The 20,409-nt window shown below is 43.0% G+C and carries 13 protein-coding genes and 4 tRNA genes; 9 read left to right on the forward strand and 8 right to left on the reverse strand.

The window, feature by feature from the left end:
* Window positions 1-116: 116 nt before the first annotated feature.
* The gene (locus L2755_RS16645) at window positions 117-635 is read right to left on the reverse strand and encodes a GspH/FimT family pseudopilin (protein ID WP_248981801.1); all 519 of its coding nucleotides are present in this window, start codon (window positions 633-635) and stop codon (window positions 117-119) included.
* Between the two features lie 236 nt (window positions 636-871).
* On the opposite strand from L2755_RS16645, the gene L2755_RS16650 reads away from it, so the two are divergent.
* Entirely contained in the window at window positions 872-1,210 is a 339-nt protein-coding gene (locus L2755_RS16650; protein WP_248981802.1) for a P-II family nitrogen regulator, read from the forward strand.
* Between the two features lie 56 nt (window positions 1,211-1,266).
* Here the strand turns inward: L2755_RS16650 and L2755_RS16655 are convergent, their stop codons facing one another.
* Window positions 1,267-2,283 carry a LacI family DNA-binding transcriptional regulator gene (locus L2755_RS16655; protein ID WP_248981803.1) on the reverse strand — a complete coding sequence of 339 codons (1,017 nt, stop codon included), beginning with the start codon at window positions 2,281-2,283 and terminating at the stop codon, window positions 1,267-1,269.
* 381 nt (window positions 2,284-2,664) lie between these two features.
* On the opposite strand from L2755_RS16655, the gene L2755_RS16660 reads away from it, so the two are divergent.
* Together L2755_RS16660 and L2755_RS16665 are read left to right on the forward strand one after the other, a co-directional pair.
* Window positions 2,665-5,439, forward strand: a complete 2,775-nt coding sequence (locus tag L2755_RS16660; protein WP_248981804.1) for a TonB-dependent receptor — start codon at window positions 2,665-2,667, stop codon at window positions 5,437-5,439.
* A gap of 157 nt (window positions 5,440-5,596) precedes the next feature.
* The gene (locus L2755_RS16665; protein ID WP_248981805.1) at window positions 5,597-7,105 is read left to right on the forward strand and encodes a tryptophan halogenase family protein; all 1,509 of its coding nucleotides are present in this window, start codon (window positions 5,597-5,599) and stop codon (window positions 7,103-7,105) included.
* Between the two features lie 73 nt (window positions 7,106-7,178).
* On the opposite strand, the gene L2755_RS16670 is transcribed toward L2755_RS16665, so the two are convergent.
* Together L2755_RS16670 and L2755_RS16675 are read right to left on the reverse strand one after the other, a co-directional pair.
* On the reverse strand, window positions 7,179-8,684 hold the full coding sequence (locus L2755_RS16670) for a tryptophan halogenase family protein (protein ID WP_248981806.1): 1,506 nt from the start codon (window positions 8,682-8,684) through the stop codon (window positions 7,179-7,181).
* 55 nt (window positions 8,685-8,739) lie between these two features.
* Window positions 8,740-9,426: a SapC family protein gene (locus L2755_RS16675; RefSeq protein WP_248981807.1), complete on the reverse strand. Its 687-nt coding sequence runs from the start codon at window positions 9,424-9,426 to the stop codon at window positions 8,740-8,742.
* Window positions 9,427-10,041: 615 nt separating this feature from the next.
* Here L2755_RS16675 and L2755_RS16680 point away from each other — a divergent pair.
* From L2755_RS16680 to L2755_RS16705, 6 genes are all read left to right on the forward strand, one after another.
* Entirely contained in the window at window positions 10,042-10,872 is an 831-nt protein-coding gene (locus L2755_RS16680) for a type 2 periplasmic-binding domain-containing protein (protein ID WP_248981815.1), read from the forward strand.
* A 14-nt stretch (window positions 10,873-10,886) separates the two neighbouring features.
* Window positions 10,887-12,374, forward strand: coding sequence for a methyl-accepting chemotaxis protein (locus L2755_RS16685; RefSeq protein ID WP_346348098.1), 1,488 nt, complete (start codon window positions 10,887-10,889; stop codon window positions 12,372-12,374).
* 26 nt (window positions 12,375-12,400) lie between these two features.
* Window positions 12,401-15,064 carry a family 20 glycosylhydrolase gene (locus tag L2755_RS16690; RefSeq protein ID WP_248981809.1) on the forward strand — a complete coding sequence of 888 codons (2,664 nt, stop codon included), beginning with the start codon at window positions 12,401-12,403 and terminating at the stop codon, window positions 15,062-15,064.
* Between the two features lie 220 nt (window positions 15,065-15,284).
* Window positions 15,285-16,190 (forward strand): N-acetylglucosamine kinase, encoded by a 906-nt coding sequence (nagK, locus tag L2755_RS16695; RefSeq protein WP_248981810.1) that lies wholly within the window; start codon window positions 15,285-15,287, stop codon window positions 16,188-16,190.
* Window positions 16,191-16,240: 50 nt separating this feature from the next.
* The gene (nagA, locus tag L2755_RS16700; protein ID WP_248981811.1) at window positions 16,241-17,377 is read left to right on the forward strand and encodes an N-acetylglucosamine-6-phosphate deacetylase; all 1,137 of its coding nucleotides are present in this window, start codon (window positions 16,241-16,243) and stop codon (window positions 17,375-17,377) included.
* 549 nt (window positions 17,378-17,926) lie between these two features.
* A complete protein-coding gene (locus L2755_RS16705) occupies window positions 17,927-19,240 on the forward strand; it encodes a sugar MFS transporter (protein WP_248981812.1) in 1,314 nt (437 codons plus the stop codon).
* Window positions 19,241-19,652: 412 nt separating this feature from the next.
* Here the strand turns inward: L2755_RS16705 and L2755_RS16710 are convergent.
* The 4 genes from L2755_RS16710 to L2755_RS16725 form a co-directional block, all read right to left on the reverse strand.
* Window positions 19,653-19,728, reverse strand: a tRNA-Thr gene (locus tag L2755_RS16710).
* Between the two features lie 52 nt (window positions 19,729-19,780).
* Window positions 19,781-19,856, reverse strand: a tRNA-Phe gene (locus L2755_RS16715).
* Window positions 19,857-20,186: 330 nt separating this feature from the next.
* Window positions 20,187-20,262 (reverse strand) — tRNA-Thr (locus L2755_RS16720).
* Between the two features lie 52 nt (window positions 20,263-20,314).
* Window positions 20,315-20,390: transfer RNA gene (locus tag L2755_RS16725), tRNA-Phe, on the reverse strand.
* Window positions 20,391-20,409 lie beyond the last annotated feature (19 nt).

Here is a 20,409-nt window from a genome sequence, read left to right on the forward strand (position 1 = left end):
TGCTATAACAGCTACAGTATATGTGAGTTTATAGAGACTTACAGCAAATAAACTGGTTTTATCCTCGTCAAATTACTGACAATAAAACTAAATTCTGACAGTTAGATATTATACACTTATTCGTTAATACAGCTGATTTCTTTCTTGGTTGAAAACCTTGTACGGCCTGACTGACTAACGATAACGGCGGTAGATAGCTGACTATCATAGCTATCTGGACAATAACTTAAAGTACCATTTGTACCAGAGGCTAAGCCATCACTTTGAAACCTAATAGCACCTCGATTATATTGAACATGATCATTTGAATTAAAGGGACCAATGGTGAATAGTAGCTGGTCATTTCCATCAATAAGGTTGTTTTGACCTGAGTCACTAAAGACTGAAATATTTTGCCGCCAATCAGTTGAACAGCGCTGAGATTCAATAGGGCAAACGGTTACCCTCATGCCGTAGGCAATAGCATGATTCCTTGCAAATTGAATAGATTGTTGGATTTTTCGAATGTTGACATCTGCTCTTATGTAGGCATATAACGACGTAAATGATGGCACCGCGATAACCATTAATATAGTACTTATGGCTAATGTGACGATAAGTTCTATCAAGGTGAAGCCAGTTTGGTGATTATTCATTTTGTATCTTCCCTGAACAAGCTATATCGCATCCTGCGACTATAAGTAACTTCAGCCAGTATAGTGATAACAGCAGCTCAACCTAGGTTGACTCAATAGATTGTTCCGTTATAAGAAGACAGCATTTACTTTTAAGGCCGGTACCAAATCACTTTAGGCTTCAGAGTTTTGGAGCTGCGTGCTAAGCTGGAAGGCGATAAATTTAGTCAATTCAGCAAGTTTTTAGGAGTTCTACAATGAAAAAGGTCGAAGCCATTATTAAACCATTTAAGTTAGATGATGTGCGCGAGTCACTTGCTGATATTGGAATTACCGGAATGACGGTGTCTGAGGTTAAAGGCTTTGGCCGTCAAAAAGGTCATACAGAACTCTATCGCGGCGCAGAATATATGGTCGACTTTTTACCTAAAGTAAAAATTGAATTGGTTATTCAAGATGAACTGCTTGATCAAGCGATAGATGTGATTGTTGATACTGCACGTACGGGTAAAATTGGCGATGGTAAGATCTTTGTGACTGATATTGAACGTGTTATCCGTATTCGTACTGGCGAAGAAAACGAAGAAGCTGTTTAAGCTAACGGAAGTCTTTTCACATGGTTTGGCTTGCAAATCATGTAAAAAGACCGCTATTACTTTTTAGGCGAGGTCGAAGAGTCGCGAATGACGGGTTCTGGAACAAAGACTCTCGATTGATCTGGGGCTTGGGCACGACGCTTGGCAATTAATAGCTCTGTAGCGATATGAGCAATCTTTTCGTTTGGCTGGTGCACTGTGGTCAGCTTAGGCCAAGTTTGGCGTGAAAAAGGGCTATCCTCAAAGCCGACAATCGAAATATCCGCTGGAATATCCACTCCCTCAAGTCTTGCCGCAAACAGTGCTCCAGCGGCAATTTCATCGTTACAAGCAACAATGGCTGTTGGTTTTTTAGTTTGGGCTAACAGCTTTTTAGCCCCTTCCACTCCCGACTCAAACGAATACTGTCCATCGATGATAAAGTGATTATCGATGGCAATATTATTGTCTTTAAGGGCTTGTTTAAAACCCGCTAAGCGCTCTTTAGTCGATTCATGTTGTTCATCACCACTTAAAAATGCAATGTGTTTATGACCGAGATCGATTAAATGCTGGGTGATCGATATCGCGCCAGATTTATCATCGACAAGAACGGCTAGGCCATTATTATCTTCAAGTTTTTCACCTGCAATAATGCGCACATAACTCGCCTCAATTTTATCAAGTGCGGCCAGTATCACCGGATCTTCAGATAAAGGAGGGGTAAGAACTAAGCCTGACAATCTATTGTGCTTGACCAATTTTACCAGCTCATCGCAAATATCCGCAGATTTAGAATCACACGGGTGGATCAATAATTCATAGCCGAGATCTTTACAGGCAGACAAAATACCGTTTTGCATATCAATAATATAATAAGCATTAGGATTGTCATAGATAAAGCCAATAACGTAAGAACTTGTTCCTGCAAGGTTTCTTGCTGCCAGATTGGGTTGGTAATTTAACGCTTTAATCGCTTCGTTCACTTTATCGATTGTAGCTTGTTTTACCGAAGGCTCGTTATTGGTGACGCGAGAGACGGTTTTTATCGATACGCCTGCGTGTTTAGCGACATCATTAATAGTGACTTTCATAAAACTGATTTCTCGTTAATAAGAGAGCGTGGCAATCAAATTATTGCAAATAACATACCGTTAGCATCTTGAGGTTTGACGACAATAATTGTTATCGATTTTAGCCGTATAGTGCGAACTTTTACGCTAATTAGCAATCATCTGATGCTGATTTTTTGTATTTATTTCTAATTTTGAAAAAAATGTCACTGCAGTGATTGAAGTTTGATGCTTGTTTAACTATTTGTAATTTATGAATAATAATGTTCCACGCCTTGCTCTATTGTTGTTTTTAATGAATAAAATTAACGCAGTAGTTATTTTGTTGTGGCGAAGCTGTTAAATATTGTGTAATGTTTGCCCTAGACATGACAGCGTTGTCATTCCGGTTGGGGAATGGTTATGGATATAAAAAAAGATAATAAGTTATGGAAGGGAAACGAGATGCGACCATCTACTTTTAAGAAGACTCTACTTGCTACAAACATTGCACTACTCCTCGGAAGTGCTGTATCGATGTCAGCCATGGCAGCTGATGCTGATGCTGATGCAACCGCCGCTGCAGATGAAAATATAGAGAAAATTGAAGTGCGCGGTATTCGTGCTTCACAAGCTGCCAACTTGAACCAAAAGCGTTTTGCTGATGGTACGGTTGATGCTATTACTGCTGAAGATATCGGTAAATTTCCAGATAAAAACGTAGCTGAGACTCTAGCTCGTATCCCTGGCGTAACAATTGATAGAACTTTTGGTGAAGGTCAGGGTGTGACTATTCGTGGTGTACAGCCAGATCAAAACTTGACACTACTCAATGGTCAAGCTGTTGGTACAAGCCAATGGTTTGTTCTTTCTGACGCGACACGTAACTTTAACTTTGAGCTGCTAGCATCTGAAATGATCGCTGGACTTGAAGTGTATAAAACATCTCAAGCGGATATCGATGAAGGTGCCTTAGGCGGTACCGTTATTTTACATACTCGTAAACCCCTTGATTTAGAATCTAATACTTTTAATGCCTCAGTCGAAAGCCAATATGGCGATCTCTCTGAAGAGTGGGATCCTGGTCTATCAGGTCTGTATAGCTGGAAAAATGAAGAAGAAACATTTGGCATGTTAGTTTCTGCATCATATCAAAAACGTTCAGTCCGCCGCGAAACGACCGAAGATTTTGGTTGGTTTGGTCCTTCAATCGAACGTATTGACCCACTCATGGAGCCGCCAAAAGGTGCTGACGAGAAAGGTGCCACCCCTTGGGGCATTGGTTCGGCTTTGTTTGAACAAGAGCGTGAGCGAGTTGGATATGATGTTACTGCTCAATGGGCGCCAACTGATGAGCTTGATATGACACTGCATTATCTTAGTTCGACAATGAAAGCAGATAACGTCAACTCGAATCTTATCGGTATTCCTTTTCGTGGTGTAGCCTTCTTAGGCGAAGATACCAACGAAGGTACAGTGACTAACGGTATCGTTGATTCACTGGATGTCACCGGTTTACCTAATCGTCCCGGTTGGGCACGCCACATGGCGTACGATAATATCTTCCGTGATGGTTCTGAAATGTCGACTCAAGTTATCGATTTTGATGGTAACTACTCACTCGATACCGGCAAGCTACATTGGCAAGTGGGTATGACGGAAGGTAAGGGAACTAACCGTGATTTCTTCACTGAGTTTTGGGTTGATGCTACGGATCCACGTGCGGCATTTGACTTCACCAACCCAGGCGGAACAGCTCCAGCTATCGACTTTACCGGCGCGAGCCCATGGTTAACTAATCCTGGTGACGAAATGTGGCTAGGTGGTATTTTCGACCAGTTAAATGAAACCACAGATAAAGAGACTTATGCGCAGCTAGATTATTCTTGGTATGTCGACTTTGGCGGCGTACAAGAGATTAAAGTGGGTGCTAAGTACCGTGACCGTTCTATGGAGCAGAATCGTTGGAAGACAGACCTTCAAGGTCTAGCGCCAACAGGTGATGGTAGCTTAGGTCCTGCAAGTGATTTCTGGTCAGGCGATATGGTCAATGTCGATCACGCTGATACCAGCATGCCATCACAAAGTTATTTCATGCCTGATCGCGACACTATGTTCGATGCGCTTTATGCGGTTGATGAGTGTACTGCTAGCAGTACCGATTTGTGTCGTAATACCAATGTATTCCAAGGTAGCTCGTCTTTCGATGTATCAGAAAAAATCAGTGCGTTATACGCCATGGCTAAATTTGATGTAGAAGGTGTACGCGGTAATGTTGGCCTGCGTTATGTAGAAACTGATACGACTTCAGAAGGCACCGCAGCTGGCGACCCTGTTAAATATGAAAGTGATTATTCTGAATGGTTGCCAAGTATTAACATCGCTTATGACTTGTCATCAGATGTTATTTTACGCGCCGCAGCAAGCCGAGCGTTAACGCGTCCTGCTCCATTCCAGTTAGCGCCAGCGGTTAACTTAACACCTGAGACGAGTTCTGGTTCTGCCGGTAACCCATTCTTAGAGCCGTTAACAGCAGCTCAATATGAGTTGGGTGCGGAGTGGTACTTTACTCCTGAGTCTATACTTGGTCTAACAGCATTTAAGAAAGATATTAGCAATTTCATCTATACCACGACTGTTTCTGCTGAAATTGAAGGCGAACAGATTAACCAACTAAGAACACCTGTTAATGGCGGGAATACGTCAATTGACGGCCTGGAATTCCAGATGCAACACGCATTTGATAATGGTTTTGGTGGTTATGTAAACTACACCTACACAGATGTAGCCGATGCAAAAGTGACTGAAGCTGTATTGATTACCAATCCTGATGGAAGCGTGGTAGCTGCAACACAAGATAGTTTTGTTGAATTACCAAATAGTTCTAAGAATTCATATAACTTAGGTGCTTACTACGAGGACGATCTGTTTAGCGCTCGCGTTAACTATAACTACCGTAGTGAATATTTCATGGCTAAAACTGAGATCGGTAATCAATACCGTGATGAGCAGCAGCAAGTGGATGCGCAGCTAAGTTGGAATGCGACAGAGAACATTACCCTAACGTTTGAAGCGCTAAACATTACCAATGAAATTTGGGAAAACTACTACGAGCGAGATTCTGATGGTGCTCGTCTAGGGGGCACGCAAAGCTCAAACGGCCGTCGTTACTACCTTGGTGCAAGCTTCCGCCTGTAAGCCAAGCTTGAGTGATGATTGTTAGATAAAACGTAATAGAAGCCAGTCAGTTGACTGGCTTTTTCTTTTCTTTTTATAGGTTAGTAATTAGTGATTAGAATACAAAAACAGTGGTATTAATCTAGATGTTATAGCGTAATTTTATGGAGCGAAAAATATGAATACTCCCCCAAATCATATCGTCATTGTCGGCGGTGGAACAGCGGGTTGGATGGCAGCAAATTTAATGTCTCATCAATGGGCGAAGTTAAATTGCACTATAACGTTAATCGAGTCGCAGGCCATAGGTACAGTGGGGGTTGGCGAAGGCACCACGCCTTTTTTTCAAGGCTTTTTTGACCGGTTAGGCATTCAAGAGTCAGAGTGGATGCAAGCGGCTAATGCAACGTATAAGTGTGGTATTCGCTTTCCTGATTGGGTTTCAAACGCTAATAAAACCAGCTACTTCCATCCTTTCTACTCGCATATCGATAGCCCTCAAGTGCCACTATTCTTTGCCAATGCCAACTTTCGCCGAGAGGGGATGGAGGTTGATGCACACCCCGATGATTTCTTTGTTACTGCTAAACTGGCTGATCAGTGCCGCTCTCCTATTGCCAAATCAGATAGCCTGCAACGCTTAGATTATGGATACCACTTTGATGCAGGACTATTAGGGGAGTTTCTAAAGCAGAAGGGGATACAAAGGGGAGTGAGGCATATAGATGATAAAGTCTCAGACGTCCGCTTAGATGCCAATGGAGACATTAGCAGTGTCATTGCGGTTAATGCGGGAGAATTGACCGCAGACCTCTTTGTCGATTGCTCAGGGTTTAAAGGATTACTAATCCAACAAGCCTTAGGTGAGGAGATGGTCAGCTACCAATCGCAGCTATTTAATAATAGTGCGGTGGCGATCCCAACGGCAATCGATTGTTCAGAGGCGCTTCCCTCAGAAACGGTTTCAAAAGCACTTAGCAATGGTTGGGTGTGGCATATACCTTTAGCAAACCGATTTGGTAATGGCTATGTATATAGTGCAGATTATCTTTCGCCCGAAGAGGCAGAGCAGGAGTTAAGGCAACATTTAGGTGCCAAAGCTGACGGAGTTAAGGCGCTGCACCTAAATTGGACACCTGGGCGAATCACTCATCATTGGAAGAATAACTGCATCGCGATTGGACTATCTCAGGGCTTCCTAGAACCACTTGAAGCACCTATGTTGAACATTATTCAGAGAAGCATTGAGAACTTTGTTGAACTGTATGAAAAATCAGGCTTTACACGGGAGTATCAACAGGAATTTAATCAGGATATTAATTCACTCATTGATGGAACACGGGATTATTTACAAGCGCACTATAAATTGAATAGCCGTGAAGATTCGCAGTATTGGAAAGATTGTAGAAGTAACATAAATCAATCTAAGGAACTCAAGGCTATCTTGGACGGCTGGATTAGTAACACTAATTTTGACCAAGTATTACGAGATAACATACATAATCAAGTTTACTTTAAAACATCTTGGTATTGCATATTAGCGGGTATGGATCATTTTGAAGAAGCAAGTAAACCTGCTGTTAGAGCGGCTAAGCGTAATCACCACAGGGCTAAAGAAGCATCTCTTGCGAAGGCTGAAGGATTTGTTGAGCACAAAGAGCAACTGAAGGTTATCTATAACCGCTAACTCTGCGCTTATTACACTGAGCTTATAAAGCAAGCGCATTTATTGGCTACCATTGTGCTTGTTTATTGTAGATTCACCTCAGATAAACCTTATCTAGTTGCGCCTTATGGTTCAAAAAGTATTCATTGGCGATCTTGTAGCAATACTCCTTTGCTTTCAATGCAGGCACTGATTGAGGATCTTTGATTGTATTGGAGGGGAAGCGTCCCATTCCTGAAAAAATGCAGTACCAAGAGGGTCGCAGGTATACCAGATTGTCTTGTTGTTGCTTAAGTGCCTTTTCGAAGTCACCGCCGCTATCCCAGGTTGCAATCAAGTTTGCTAATGAGTCAGGTGTTATTGCATCTTCTCGACAAGCTTGCCAATAACGACTGTCAGTGCGGGTATTTAACTTATAGTGAGCAACCACATAGTCTCTGACGCCATCGAAGGTTCTGTTTAAGTCTTTGTTGTAAGCTATTTGAGTCGATTCAATAGACTTTGACTCATCATCAAAACTGCTAATAAAACGCTCAATTGTAAATTGGATTAGCATTAATGCGGTGGCTTCTAGTGGTTCGATAAACCCCTGTGACAGCCCGACGGCTAAACAGTTTTTGTGCCAATGTTCGTTTAGGCGTCCAATACGCATTTTTAAGTGCCTAGCTTCGATATCAGCGTCTAATAATCCCAGTTGAGCACGCAATTCAGTTTCGGCGTTATCGGGACTAATAAAGTCAGAACTAAATACATAGCCATTGCCCCATCTAGAGGTTAATGGGATTTTCCACGACCAGCCATTAGTCAGTGCCCTTGAAACCGTTTGGGCAGGGATCTCGCCGCCCAAGTCTAACGGTGTTGGCATAGCGACTGCTGCATCATTAAAGAGGGACTCTTTGTAACTGTTGAATGTGAGCCCTAAGGTTTTATTGACAAGTAGCCCAGCAAAACCGCTGCAGTCGATGAAAAAGTCAGCACTACGGGACGGTTGAGATCCAATATTTACAGATGTTATATGGCCGCTAATTGATGTTTCTACACTTTCAACGTGACCAATGACATGGGTAAGCCCAAGCTTAAGGGCACGGGCCTTTAAAAACCGGCCTAACTTCGCGGAGTCAAAGTGGTAGCCGTAATCGACATCAAATGGCAGGGTAATTTTAGGCACTGGAGACCGATTTAAAGCAATCAGCTGTGATGATACAAAGTAATGATCAGGTAGGGCGTCAACCTCTTTTCCTCTTCGCCGTAAGCCACTATTATGAAAGAACAGCTCTGCTGGCTTTAGATCTAATTCTGAAAAAAAGGGGTGGAAATAGCTTTCGTATCCTGCTTGAGTTGACCAGTCGGGAAAGCTGATGCCTGCTTTATAGGTTGCATCGCAAGCAGGCATCCATTCTGATTCAGCAATGCCTAGGCTAGTAAAGTATTGTTTTAAATAGGGTGTAGAGCCTTCACCAACACCAATTATGCCAATATCTTCGGATTCAACGAGAGTGATGTTGACCTTATCTCCCCATGAAGTCAGTAAACTGTTTGCTGCCATCCAGCCAGCGGTACCGCCACCGACAATGACGATGCTTCTTGGTTTCTTTTTCACAAACACTCCCATAAAACACAGTCTAAAAACACCCTAGAACAGCTAGCGTACCTGGTTACTTCATGAGTAAATCAACCTGGCCTAGAGAGGATAGGTGAGCGTAGATAGGACCGAAAACACCTTGCTTAGCAAACATTAATAACTTGTCATCCGCAAGGTTTTTAAGACGTTCTTCATCAACGGTATAGATACCTTGAATTTTATGATCTTTGCCGTCAGTGCCCTTAATGGTGAGTACTTTTTGCTGTAACAGTTCGTTGTCTGTTAACTGTTTGATAAAATGTGCAGTGATATGATGACATTCAGCAAGCTTTCCCATGAAAGAGACTTGTTGTTTTAGATAATCCGTCTGTTCGCCATTATCATCGAACAGACGGTGGCCTTCAGTGGTATTAACAAGGGCTGAATTGCTGTTAAAACCGATCATTACGCTTTGCTGTTCATTCTCTCTAGCAATAAAAGGTTGCCCTCTTAACACCATAGGGACATAACGAGCAGTCCACTTGCCTTGTTTTACAAATTGGTTTGTCTCAGGTTTCAATGCAAATAAAGCGACCGCTTTAAAAACGTTTGAATTGGGATCCTTGGTGAAAATGATGGGAAAAGAAGCGGCAGCCGGCATGAACTCTTGCACCATCAAAGGCGCCATATGCTCCTTGCTAAACTCTTCAAAATTTTGAACGTCTTTTATACGAACATCTTTATGTTCGTTATTATTTAAAGCGACGTATTTAGCTTCCATTTTAAATTCCTTAATTTTAGTAATATTTTTGTTTTTGTTTTTGTTTTTACTTTACTGACAGATCCCTATTAAAAAGCGGCTGGTCAAAAACACTTCGCAAATTCGTGAACATCTGAAATGCCACTTAGATGTGTCCAAGATGTTACTCATTTTGGACAGCGTTGTCATTAGTTTAAACTGCCAGTATTGTCGTGAAAGCTGCCAAGCAAAAGGCGCTATCGATTTTTGGCATTTTGTATCATCTATAAGGACGAAAATAATTGTCATAAAAATGTAGATATCTTGTTCTCTCTTGTGTATGTTTGTGAATGACAGCGTTGTCATCTGCTTGTGTGACACGTCGTTTGTAAGGTCTGCATGGATGGGATGAGGTCTCCTAATTCGTGTTTTTTAACAAACGAAGATGTTTGTTTTTTTATAGTCTCTCCCCAGAAACTAATGTAGGCCGAGTACTTAACCAGTACTTGGCCATTTTTTCTTAAGAGGCTGGATCTCGAAAGTGGGTTAAATCATAAAAATAATAGCTCTACCTAACGTATGCGAAGCTGATAACAGCTCCTCCGTTAGGTCTTCAATGGAGTGAATAATATGAAAAAGACAGTGTTAATCGCGCTAATGGTTGCTACGTCAGTTTTTATGATGACTGGCAATGCTGTTGCGCGCGAAGTGGTAACTACGATCCCTAAAAGCTGGCAGCTTACGCTGATGGAGCACGCGCTTAAACGCACGGACAAGGAGTACCGAACAAAGATTGTGACCACTGAGATGAATCAAAAACGTAAAGTTGAAGAGTCTCTTGCTGGCAATATCGACATCTTTTGGAGCATGACTTCAGCAGAACTTGAATCAGCGCTACTTCCTATTCGTATCCCAATATTTAAAGGTCTACTGGGTAATCGTTTACTGATCATTCGCAAGCAGTCTCAGCCTCAATTCAACTCGGTAAGCAACAAGTCTGATTTCAGCAGCTTTACAGCAGGCCAAAATCACTACTGGCCAGATGCTGACATTATTAAAGCCGCCTCATTGCCAATAGTAACCACTTATAAATATAAAAACTTGTACCCGATGCTTGAGGGCGAACGATTCGACTATCTAGCACTTGGGGCGCAAGAGATCTGGGGGGAGTTAGCTAAGCATCCAAACCCGAACTTAAAAGTCGACAATCGAGTGCTATTGCAATACCGCTCACCAGCCTACTTCTTTGTTTCACCACAGCACCCTGATTTGGCTGCCGACCTGTTAAAAGGGCTGGAGCTTATGATTGCAGACGGCAGTTTTAGTCAGTTATTCAATCAACATTTAGCGATCGAAGCTCTATACGCAAAAGCAAACTTCGACCAGCGGGTCATCATTCGTTTAAATACACCAGGTTTAAGTCCCTTAACGCCAATTGCCCGGCCTGAGCTTTGGTTGGATCTGTTTAATATAGAAGGAGCAAACTGATGCTAAATTCAAGCATGAAATCTCTATCCGTTAAGGTTCAAATGGGCTTAGCTTCAGCACTTTTTATTGTTATTGGCGTGCTATTTAGCAGCGCCTACTTGTTGGAAAAATCTAAGTTGCAGCAGCAGTTCTATGATTATCAGACAAATACCTTAGCAAATCTAGAAGTGACTTTGACACAACCCGTGTTTAACTATGATTTTGAGCAGATCAATGCCGTGTTATCTACGCTACTTAAATCGAATCAAATTTACTCCATCTCTGTGCAAGATCATAGAGGCCAAACCTTGGCTGAAACAACTCAGACCTTTTTTGTTGATCGCCCTGAGTTATCTGCCCATGCATTGCAGTTTAAAAATAATGGCAATGACACTGGTCAACTACAAATTAGCTTCTCAGCGTTGCCAATAAATTCGGCGATGAATGAGTTAGTGAAGACTTACATCTTCATGGCGTTGCTTATATTGGGGTTAAGCTTAGTGGTTATCTTTTTCATCCTTAGAGTGCTCGTTATTGTGCCGCTGGGGCATGTTGTCAATGCAATGAATGAAATAGCCACTGGCGATGGTGATTTAAGCCGGAAATTACCGGCAGAGAGTAAAGATGAGATCGGCCGATTAGGTTTGGCTTTTAACCAATTTATAGCCCAGATCCACGGTACTATTACCAAGGTCAGTGAAACATCTGAACAAATTTTAGCTGATGCTACCGCACTTGATACGCTTTCAAATACTAATAATCAGCGGCTGCAATCGCAATTGGTTGATGCTGAAGCGGCAGTCACTGCGATCACTCAGCTTAGCGGTAGTGCTAATGAAGTGGCAAGTAGCGCTAAAGCTACAGCAGATGAGGCGTCGAAAGCGGATAAAGAAGTTGAGCATAGCCAATCACAGTTTGATGCAGGATTCGTACTTACAGATCGGCTAGCGAGTGAACTTGCGTTATCAGCAACTTCAGTAGAGCAGTTACAAAAAGAGACGCAACAGATTGATGAAGTTGTGGTGGTGATTAATTCCATTGCAGAGCAAACAAATTTATTGGCATTAAACGCTGCTATTGAAGCCGCTAGAGCGGGAGAGCAGGGGCGTGGTTTTGCCGTAGTTGCCGATGAAGTCAGAACTTTGGCCAGTCGTACTCAGCAAGCCACCGGCGAGATCCAAAAGATGATCCAATTGGTGCAGCAGCGCGTGACAGAAACCGTGTCGACGATGCGCTCTAGTCAAAGCTTGTCTAATGATGCTGTATCTCACTCTAAAGAGATAAAAATTCTACTAGGTAACGTGACTGAAATTGTATCTAATATCAGTAATATGAACCTAGATGTCGCCAGTGCAGCTAAGGAGCAGACAGAGGTCACAGCAGCAATATCTAACAGCTTGGATGAGTTAGTTGCAGTGTCTGGTTCAGCATCGTTAGACAGTGAAAACCTTGCTATATCAAGTGATCGGTTATTTCACCAGGGGGAGAAATTGCGAGACTTGGTAAAATCGTTCCACCTATAAAATAGACTATGGAAATAAGGAAAGTAATGAGAAAAAGATTGATTGTAGTGGCTGTAAGCCTAGTACTGGCGGTGAGCGCATGTACTCAACAGGATGTTGAAACAATAGTTGCTAGTGACCTTAGCAGTACTTCTCCCGAGGCATTGACCCAACAGCAACTCGATACTATCGGTAAATCACTGGCGGTTAATTATCATGTGCTAACCAATGTTGCAGATGAACAATGTGACAAAGATGCCGCTGGTGGCAGCTGTTTTGTTGCCGAGATTGACCTTACTTTCCCTATAGGTATCCAAAGCAAAGACTGGGCTATTTACTTTTCGCAGATGCGACCGATTCAATCCATCGTCGGCGATGAATTTACTATTTTGCGGGTTAAAGGCGATCTACATAAAATAGTGCCTTCAATTGGCTTTAAAGGTGTGGCTAAAGGTGACACTAAAACGATTCAGTTTAGAGGCGATAATTGGCAGTTAGCCGAAACTGACGCTATGCCGAACTACTATATCGTTGCTAATGAGCTAGCGCCTGTTTTAATTGACAGTACCAAGGTGCAAATCGATGCGGAAACTGGCATGGAAACCCGCCCCTATGTCAGCGACTTTACTGACGCCAAGAAACAATTTACACGTTCGGAGACCGATACCCTTGATTGGGCCACTACGAGTGTTCTGTATCGTAACAACAAAGCGACTCAATCGAATCCCAAGCTTGCTGAAAACCGTATTCTACCCACGCCAAGTAATGTAGAAGTTCGTAGCGCCGATAAGCCAGTCTCTTTAAAGCAGGGGATAAAACTGACTTACAATGATGTTGCACCCAAATCAGTGGAGGCTGCAGTTGCTCGCTTAGCACGTCTCGGTGTGCTTGATACTGCAGATGGAGTTTCGATTAAGCTTCTACCAATGCCAATTAAAGGCAGCGCTGGCAGTTATCAATTGGATATCAAGCAACAGCAGATCACTATATATGCAGGTGATGATGCTGGATTTTCTTACGGGTTAGCTTCATTAATATCATTGGTCGATGTCGACACATTAACTGTTAACGCTATGCTGGTGGAAGACTCACCCCGTTATGCTTTTCGTGGCATGCATGTTGATGTATCTCGAAACTTCCACAGTAAAAAGTTGATCCTCGATCTGCTAGATCAAATGGCGGCCTATAAGTTAAACAAGTTGCACCTACATATGGCTGACGATGAGGGTTGGCGTTTAGAGATTGAAGGCCTGCCTGAATTGACGGATATTGGCAGTAAGCGCTGCCACGATCTAAATGAGGATAACTGCTTACTGCCTCAACTGGGCAGTGGACCCTTTAGTGATGTAAAGGTTAACGGCTATTACTCTAAAGCCGATTATATTGAGCTCTTGCAATACGCCGCGGCTCGCCAAATTCAAGTTATTCCATCTATGGATATGCCTGGTCACTCACGCGCGGCGATAAAATCAATGGAAGCTCGCTATCGAAAACTGGTTAAAGCGGGATTAACGGCAGAAGCACAGCAATACCTATTGTCAGACAGCGACGATAAAACGGTTTATTCATCGGTACAGTATTATGACGATAACACCCTCAATGTTTGTATGGAGTCGACCTTTGATTTTATAAATAAAGTGATTGATGAGATTGCCAATTTGCACAAAACTGCAGGTGTGCCACTGTCGCTGTATCACATAGGTGCTGATGAGACAGCGGGTGCGTGGCTTGAGTCGCCAATGTGTACGGCGTTTATTGCCAACAATGATAAAGGCGTTACAAATGTCAGTGAGCTTGGAGCGTACTTTGTAGAGCGCACCTCAAGAATGTTAGCAGATAAAGGGATTAAGGCTGCAGGATGGAGTGACGGCATGAGTCATACTCGCCCTGAAAACATGCCGAAGAACGTCCAGTCTAATGTTTGGGATATCGTCGCCCATGGCGGTCATAAGCGAGTACATCAGCAAGCGAATCTTGATTGGCAAGTCGTACTCAGTCAGCCCGAAGTGCTTTACTTTGATTTCCCCTACGAAGCCGATCCAAAAGAGCCAGGTTACTACTGGGGGAGCAGACAAAATAATACTCAGCGGGTTCACAGTTTCATGACCGGAAATTTACCTGCCAATGCCGAGCAGTGGCTCGATATCGAGGGGTTACCGTTCGAAGCGGACGATACTATAAAGCGTGATGAGAGTGGCAAGATCTTAAGCGAACCATTATCTAAGGCTGCCAAGTTTAGTGGTATTCAAGGGCAGTTATGGAGCGAAACAGTTCGCAGTGACGCAGTCGCGGAGTATTTAATGTTCCCACGGGTGATCATGCTGGCGGAGAGAGCTTGGCACCAGCCTAGCTGGGAAGTGCCATATCAATACCAAGGTGCTATTTACAATCAACAGAGCGGATTTTTTACACGAGAAATGCGCCTGCAACAGTCGCTAGAGTGGCAGGCAATTGCGAATACCTTAGGGCATAAAGAACTGATAAAACTGGATAAGGCGAATATTGCTTATCGTGTGCCCACTGTTGGCGCAGTAATAGTGGAGGGGAAGTTATACGCAAATCTAATCTACCCAGGGCTATTGATAGAGTATCGGGATAATGGTGGTAAGTGGCAAGCCTATCAAGCGGGGATCACCGTAGAAGGTGAGGTTGAGGTACGAGCAATTGCAGCTGATGGTGTACGAAAAGGCCGAACTCTAAAGGTTAAGTAACACAATTGTTAGCGGTTTTTTTTGCCTGTGTAAGTATTTACTCTGCTGAAATGCGGTTGCTACAAGGTGTGCCCGCATTTTTCATATTTTTAATCGTGATCTAAAAAAGTAAATGACAACGCTGTCATTGTTGTTGTAACATGCAGTTAACCTAGTGGCTTTGTTAGTAAAGAGCTGTGTGAAGCTCAACACTAAATATTGAACGATAAAGAGGTTTGTCATGGGCATAGGCCAGGCGAAAGAAGCATCCTTGTATATAGGCATTGATGGTGGCGGCAGTAAATGTCGAGCAACAATATATACAGGCGATTTCAGCATTGTGGGCACTGGTGTCGCGGGACGTGCAAACCCCTTGCATGGTTTAGCACAAACATTCCAATCTATTGAAGAGTCAACTCAACTTGCATTAGCGGATGCAGGGCTGAAAAGTACAGACAGTAAGCGTTTGGTTGCGGGAATGGGCTTAGCTGGCGTTAACGTATCGAGATTGTTCCAAGATGTGATGAACTGGCAGCACCCATTTGCTTGCATGTATCTAACCACAGATCTGCATACAGCGTGTATCGGCGCACACGAAGGTGGTGATGGTGCGGTGATCATCACTGGAACTGGGTCTTGTGGCTACGCTCATGTTGCAGGTAAAGAGCTTTCCTTAGGCGGCCATGGTTTTGGTTTAGGTGATAAAGGCAGTGGCGCTTGGCTTGGGCAAAAAGCCAGTGAACAAGCACTATTAGACTTGGATGGTTTCGGCGAAAAAACAATACTGACTGCATGTTTATTTACCCATTTCAATGTTAATCATGCGATGGGGATTGTCGAGAACTTGGCGGGGCAATCTTCAAGCACTTATGCAAAATTAGCGCGTATGGTGTTTGAGTCGGCCGAGCTTAAAGATGGTGTCGCACAAGATATAGTACGCGAAGGTGCAGGATATATAAGCGAGCTAGCAAGAAAGCTTTTTGCGATAGAGCCGCCACGTTTTTCAATGATTGGCGGGCTGGCTGAACCGTTAGCGCCATGGTTGGGTGATGATGTTACTGCAAGAATATCCCCGACATTAAAACCTCCTGAATGGGGCGCAGCATTTTATGCACAGCAACAGTATGCTAGAAAAAAGGCAAAATAAGCTAGTTTCATTACGTTGAGTGTACCGTCAATATTTAGAGTGAGTTGCAAATGAAGCAAACAATAATAGCAGACCGTATTTTTGATGGTCAGCAGTTTCATCATGACCTACCCGTTACCTTTGAAGACGGGCATATTGTTGCTTTTGATACTGCAAAAGGAGCAAAAGAGTCCCGTCTTGGCGGTACCATTACTGCTGGCTTTATTGATGTACAAGTTAATGGCGGTGGTGGAGTATTGTTTAATTCATCACCGACAAGGGCAGGGGTAGAGGCTATTGGTGTTGCCCATGCCAAATTTGGTACCACTGCATATCTGCCAACATTAATTACCGATAACATCAGTGTGATGCAGCAAGCTGCAGATGCGGTGGCGGATGCGATTAACCATCGTAGTGCCGGCGTTCTCGGGGTACATTTTGAAGGTCCGCATCTATCGATACCTAAAAAGGGGGTGCACCCTCAACCGCATATTAGGCGCATTTCCGATGCCGAGCTTGAGGTTTTTAGCCGCCAAGATTTAGGGATTAAAGTGGTTACGCTAGCGCCTGAAACTGTCTCTGCAGATGTCATTACTGCATTGGTTAACGCTGATGTAAAGGTGTGTTTAGGCCACTCTAATGCCGACTATGATACGGTCAAAGCGGCGTTAGATGCAGGTGCCACAGGCTTTACCCACTTGTTTAATGCGATGTCAGCTTTTGGTTCGCGTAATCCTGGTATGGTTGGCGCAGCACTAGAGAGTGCTGATGCATGGTGCGGGCTTATTGTTGATGGCCATCATGTACACCCTGCAGCAGCCAAAGTGGCAATAAATGCTAAGCCCCAAGGAAAAGTCATGCTGGTTACCGATGCTATGCCACCAGTAGGGCTTGATGAAGAGGTGAGCTTTGAGTTGTTTGGTACCCAAGTGGTGCGTGTCGGTGATAGGTTAAATGCGGTTACTGGCGAACTTGCTGGCTGTGTGCTCGATATGGCTGGCGCTGTGGCAAATACAGTTTCAATGTTAGGCCTCTCTATTGATGAAGCGTTAAGAATGGCTTCAATATATCCAGCTGAGTTCCTTGGTATAAGTAACCAGTTTGGTACATTGGCAGTCGGGAAATGTGCAGACATGGTGGTGATGAACGACCAGCTTAAAGTGCAGCAAACCTTCATGGCGGGGCAGTTGATTTACTCTAACCAGTAAAAGTGATTGGTTGCCTAACTGTTAAGCCTCTGTAGCACATGCTACTGAGGCTTTTTGTTATCTAGGATTAATTCGCTTGATGTACTACGTGGCTGTAACGCCATTGTGATCTATTTAGCGACTCGCATTGTCAACTGGCAGTACACAGCAGATAGCCTATTTAGCTGGGTTATCAAATGGTTTCCTGTTTCAGCTCAAAGCTTTATCGCTGTGATAGCGTTTTGCTGGTGCAATGGCAAGTGCTCTATTGGATGTACAAACGCGCTATTTTCATTAAAGTTTAAGGCAGTGTCATTACGATGCACAACGTATGTGAATTGCCTCACTGATAGTGCAATGTCGCTCTACAAATATAAATAGCTTAACGATACAAATGACAGCGTTGTCTTTTTGGTCGCAATGTTTTAACATCAATGAAACAAAAGGCTTGGGTATAGATGATAAAAACAGATTTAAATCTGTTGTTAGCAAGTCAATATAATGAAGGATGGGGTAGCAGGTCAGTCTGTTATCATAAAATTAATTACTATAAGAAGCAGGTTTAAATACATGACAGCAATGACTCAGGCGCAGGTCAGCCCTAAGAGCAGTTTTCTGCCTATGACCATTATAGGTGTGCTCTTTTTTATCTTCGGATTTGTGACATGGCTTAACGGCTCTTTGATCCCCTTCCTAAAAATCATCTGTGAGCTTAATGAATTTCAGGCGTTGTTTGTCACGTTTGCGTTCTACATCGCCTACACCGTGATGGCATTACCTATGTCATCGATACTGAAAAAAACCGGTTATAAAAATGGTATGGCTATTGGTTTAGCCATTATGGTGGTCGGTTCACTGCTGTTTATTCCTGCTGCGCAGAGTGCCAACTTTATGCTATTTTTAGGCGCGCTGTTTGTATTAGGTACCGGATTAACTATCTTACAAACCGCTTCTAACCCTTATGTTGTGCATATTGGTCCTAAAGAAAGTGCAGCGATGCGCATTAGTATCATGGGATTGATTAACAAAGGCGCTGGCGTCATAGTGCCGATTTTGTTCACTGCATTGGTGTTATCTGGTTTTGAGAACTTTACCGCAGAACATTTAGCGGCATTAACTGAAGTTGAGCGAACGGCTCAAATCAAAGAACTGTCATCAAGACTGGTTACTCCCTATATTTATATGGCTGTGGCGCTGACCTTTCTAATTGGTTTAGTTAAGTTTTCATCACTACCTGAATTAGTATTTGAAGAAGCTGCTGATCATCAAAGCAAAGGCAGTATTACTCATTTTCCGCAAGTCATATTAGGTGCTTTAGCTCTTTTTGCTTATGTGGGTGTAGAGGTGATCGCTGGTGATACTATAGGTTTGTTTGGTGCAAGTTTGGGGGTGAATAACTTTGCCTCGTTAACCTCTTACACCATGGTCTTTATGGTGCTGGGTTACATTATTGGTGTGACGTGTATACCGCGATTCATTAGTCAGGAGAAAGCGCTATTGGGTTCGGCTATTGCCGGAATATTGTGTGTCATTGGCGCTACAACTAGCTCTGCAGAAAGCACACTTATTGCAGATGTGTTATGGGGCTGGAGTGGGATCCCGGTTATTCCTAATACTATTACTTTTGTGGCTATGATGGGACTTGCTCACGCTTTAGTGTGGCCATCTATCTGGCCGTTAGCACTTGAAGGTTTAGGTAAGTATACCGCGCAAGGTTCTGCATTGTTGATCATGGGGATCTCAGGCGGTGCCATCCTGCCATTGATATTTGGTAAGGTCGCTCACTTTGCTGAGAATACTCAACTAGCTTATTGGGTATGTTTGCCTTGTTATCTCTTTATCCTGTTCTATGCGCTTAAAGGTCATAAGATGCGCAGCTGGTAAGTAAATTTGCATTGTTCTAACGAAGGGAGCCATAGGCTCCCTTTTTTATCACCTGTAAAGTCGGAGTAGCAATTTCACACTCAAGCTATTGCAGTATGTTTTCTACAGTTAAAGGAAAAGCCGCACAGCATTATTTTTTGAACTCCTTCCCGCTGAATGAACAACTACTTAATGTAATTGGTATTACTTCAGAATTCCAAATTAATGAACTCCAGCTGGATCAATTCCAACTTAATCAATTCAAGGGAAGGCATAGCAGGGAGAAGCTTGCGCACCTCTGCTCAAGCTGTAATGAGGATATTAGGCAGAATTAAGGGTTAAGGCAGTTAATAACCACTAGCGCCGTTATCAGTTGATTAGCTATTCTTCAGATACAAAAAAGCCACTCTAATGAGTGGCTTTTTTGTTTTTATGGTGCCGGCACCAAGAGTCGAACTCGGGACCTACTGATTACAAGTCAGTTGCTCTACCAACTGAGCTATGCCGGCTGATCTTGCTAATAAGTTATCTCTTTACACAGAAAAACTCATTATAAAATGTTGGTGCCCGAACCCGGAATCGAACCAGGGACACGAGGATTTTCAATCCTCTGCTCTACCGACTGAGCTATTCGGGCAACTAAGCTATATATAAATATAAGCGTTAGATTTGCTACTTCAAACTAAGCTGTGAAAGCCAGTGTCGTTTGGAGTGCGCGTATATTATAGCGAGGCTCTACATCACGCAAGTGCTTTTTTCGATAACAGGCTAACAAATAGCCGTATAAACGAATTAATCACGATAAAGCATAATTTAGCTGTTTTATATGTATAGAAAAAACCCATGTTGAGGCTGGTGGTGAGATATCTGGTAGTAAGTATGCTGATTTGGGGGATTTGGATAGAGCGAAAGTTAAAAAATTTCAGATACAAAAAAGCCACTCTATTGAGTGGCTTTTTTGTTTGTATGGTGCCGGCACCAAGAGTCGAACTCGGGACCTACTGATTACAAGTCAGTTGCTCTACCAACTGAGCTATGCCGGCTTATCTTGCTAACAAGTTATCTCTTTACACAGAAAAACTCATTATAAAATGTTGGTGCCCGAACCCGGAATCGAACCAGGGACACGAGGATTTTCAATCCTCTGCTCTACCGACTGAGCTATTCGGGCAACTAAGCTATATAAATAT

Origin of the sequence: Shewanella abyssi, assembly GCF_023284025.1 — a bacterium.
GTDB classification, from domain to species: Bacteria; Pseudomonadota; Gammaproteobacteria; order Enterobacterales; family Shewanellaceae; genus Shewanella; species Shewanella abyssi.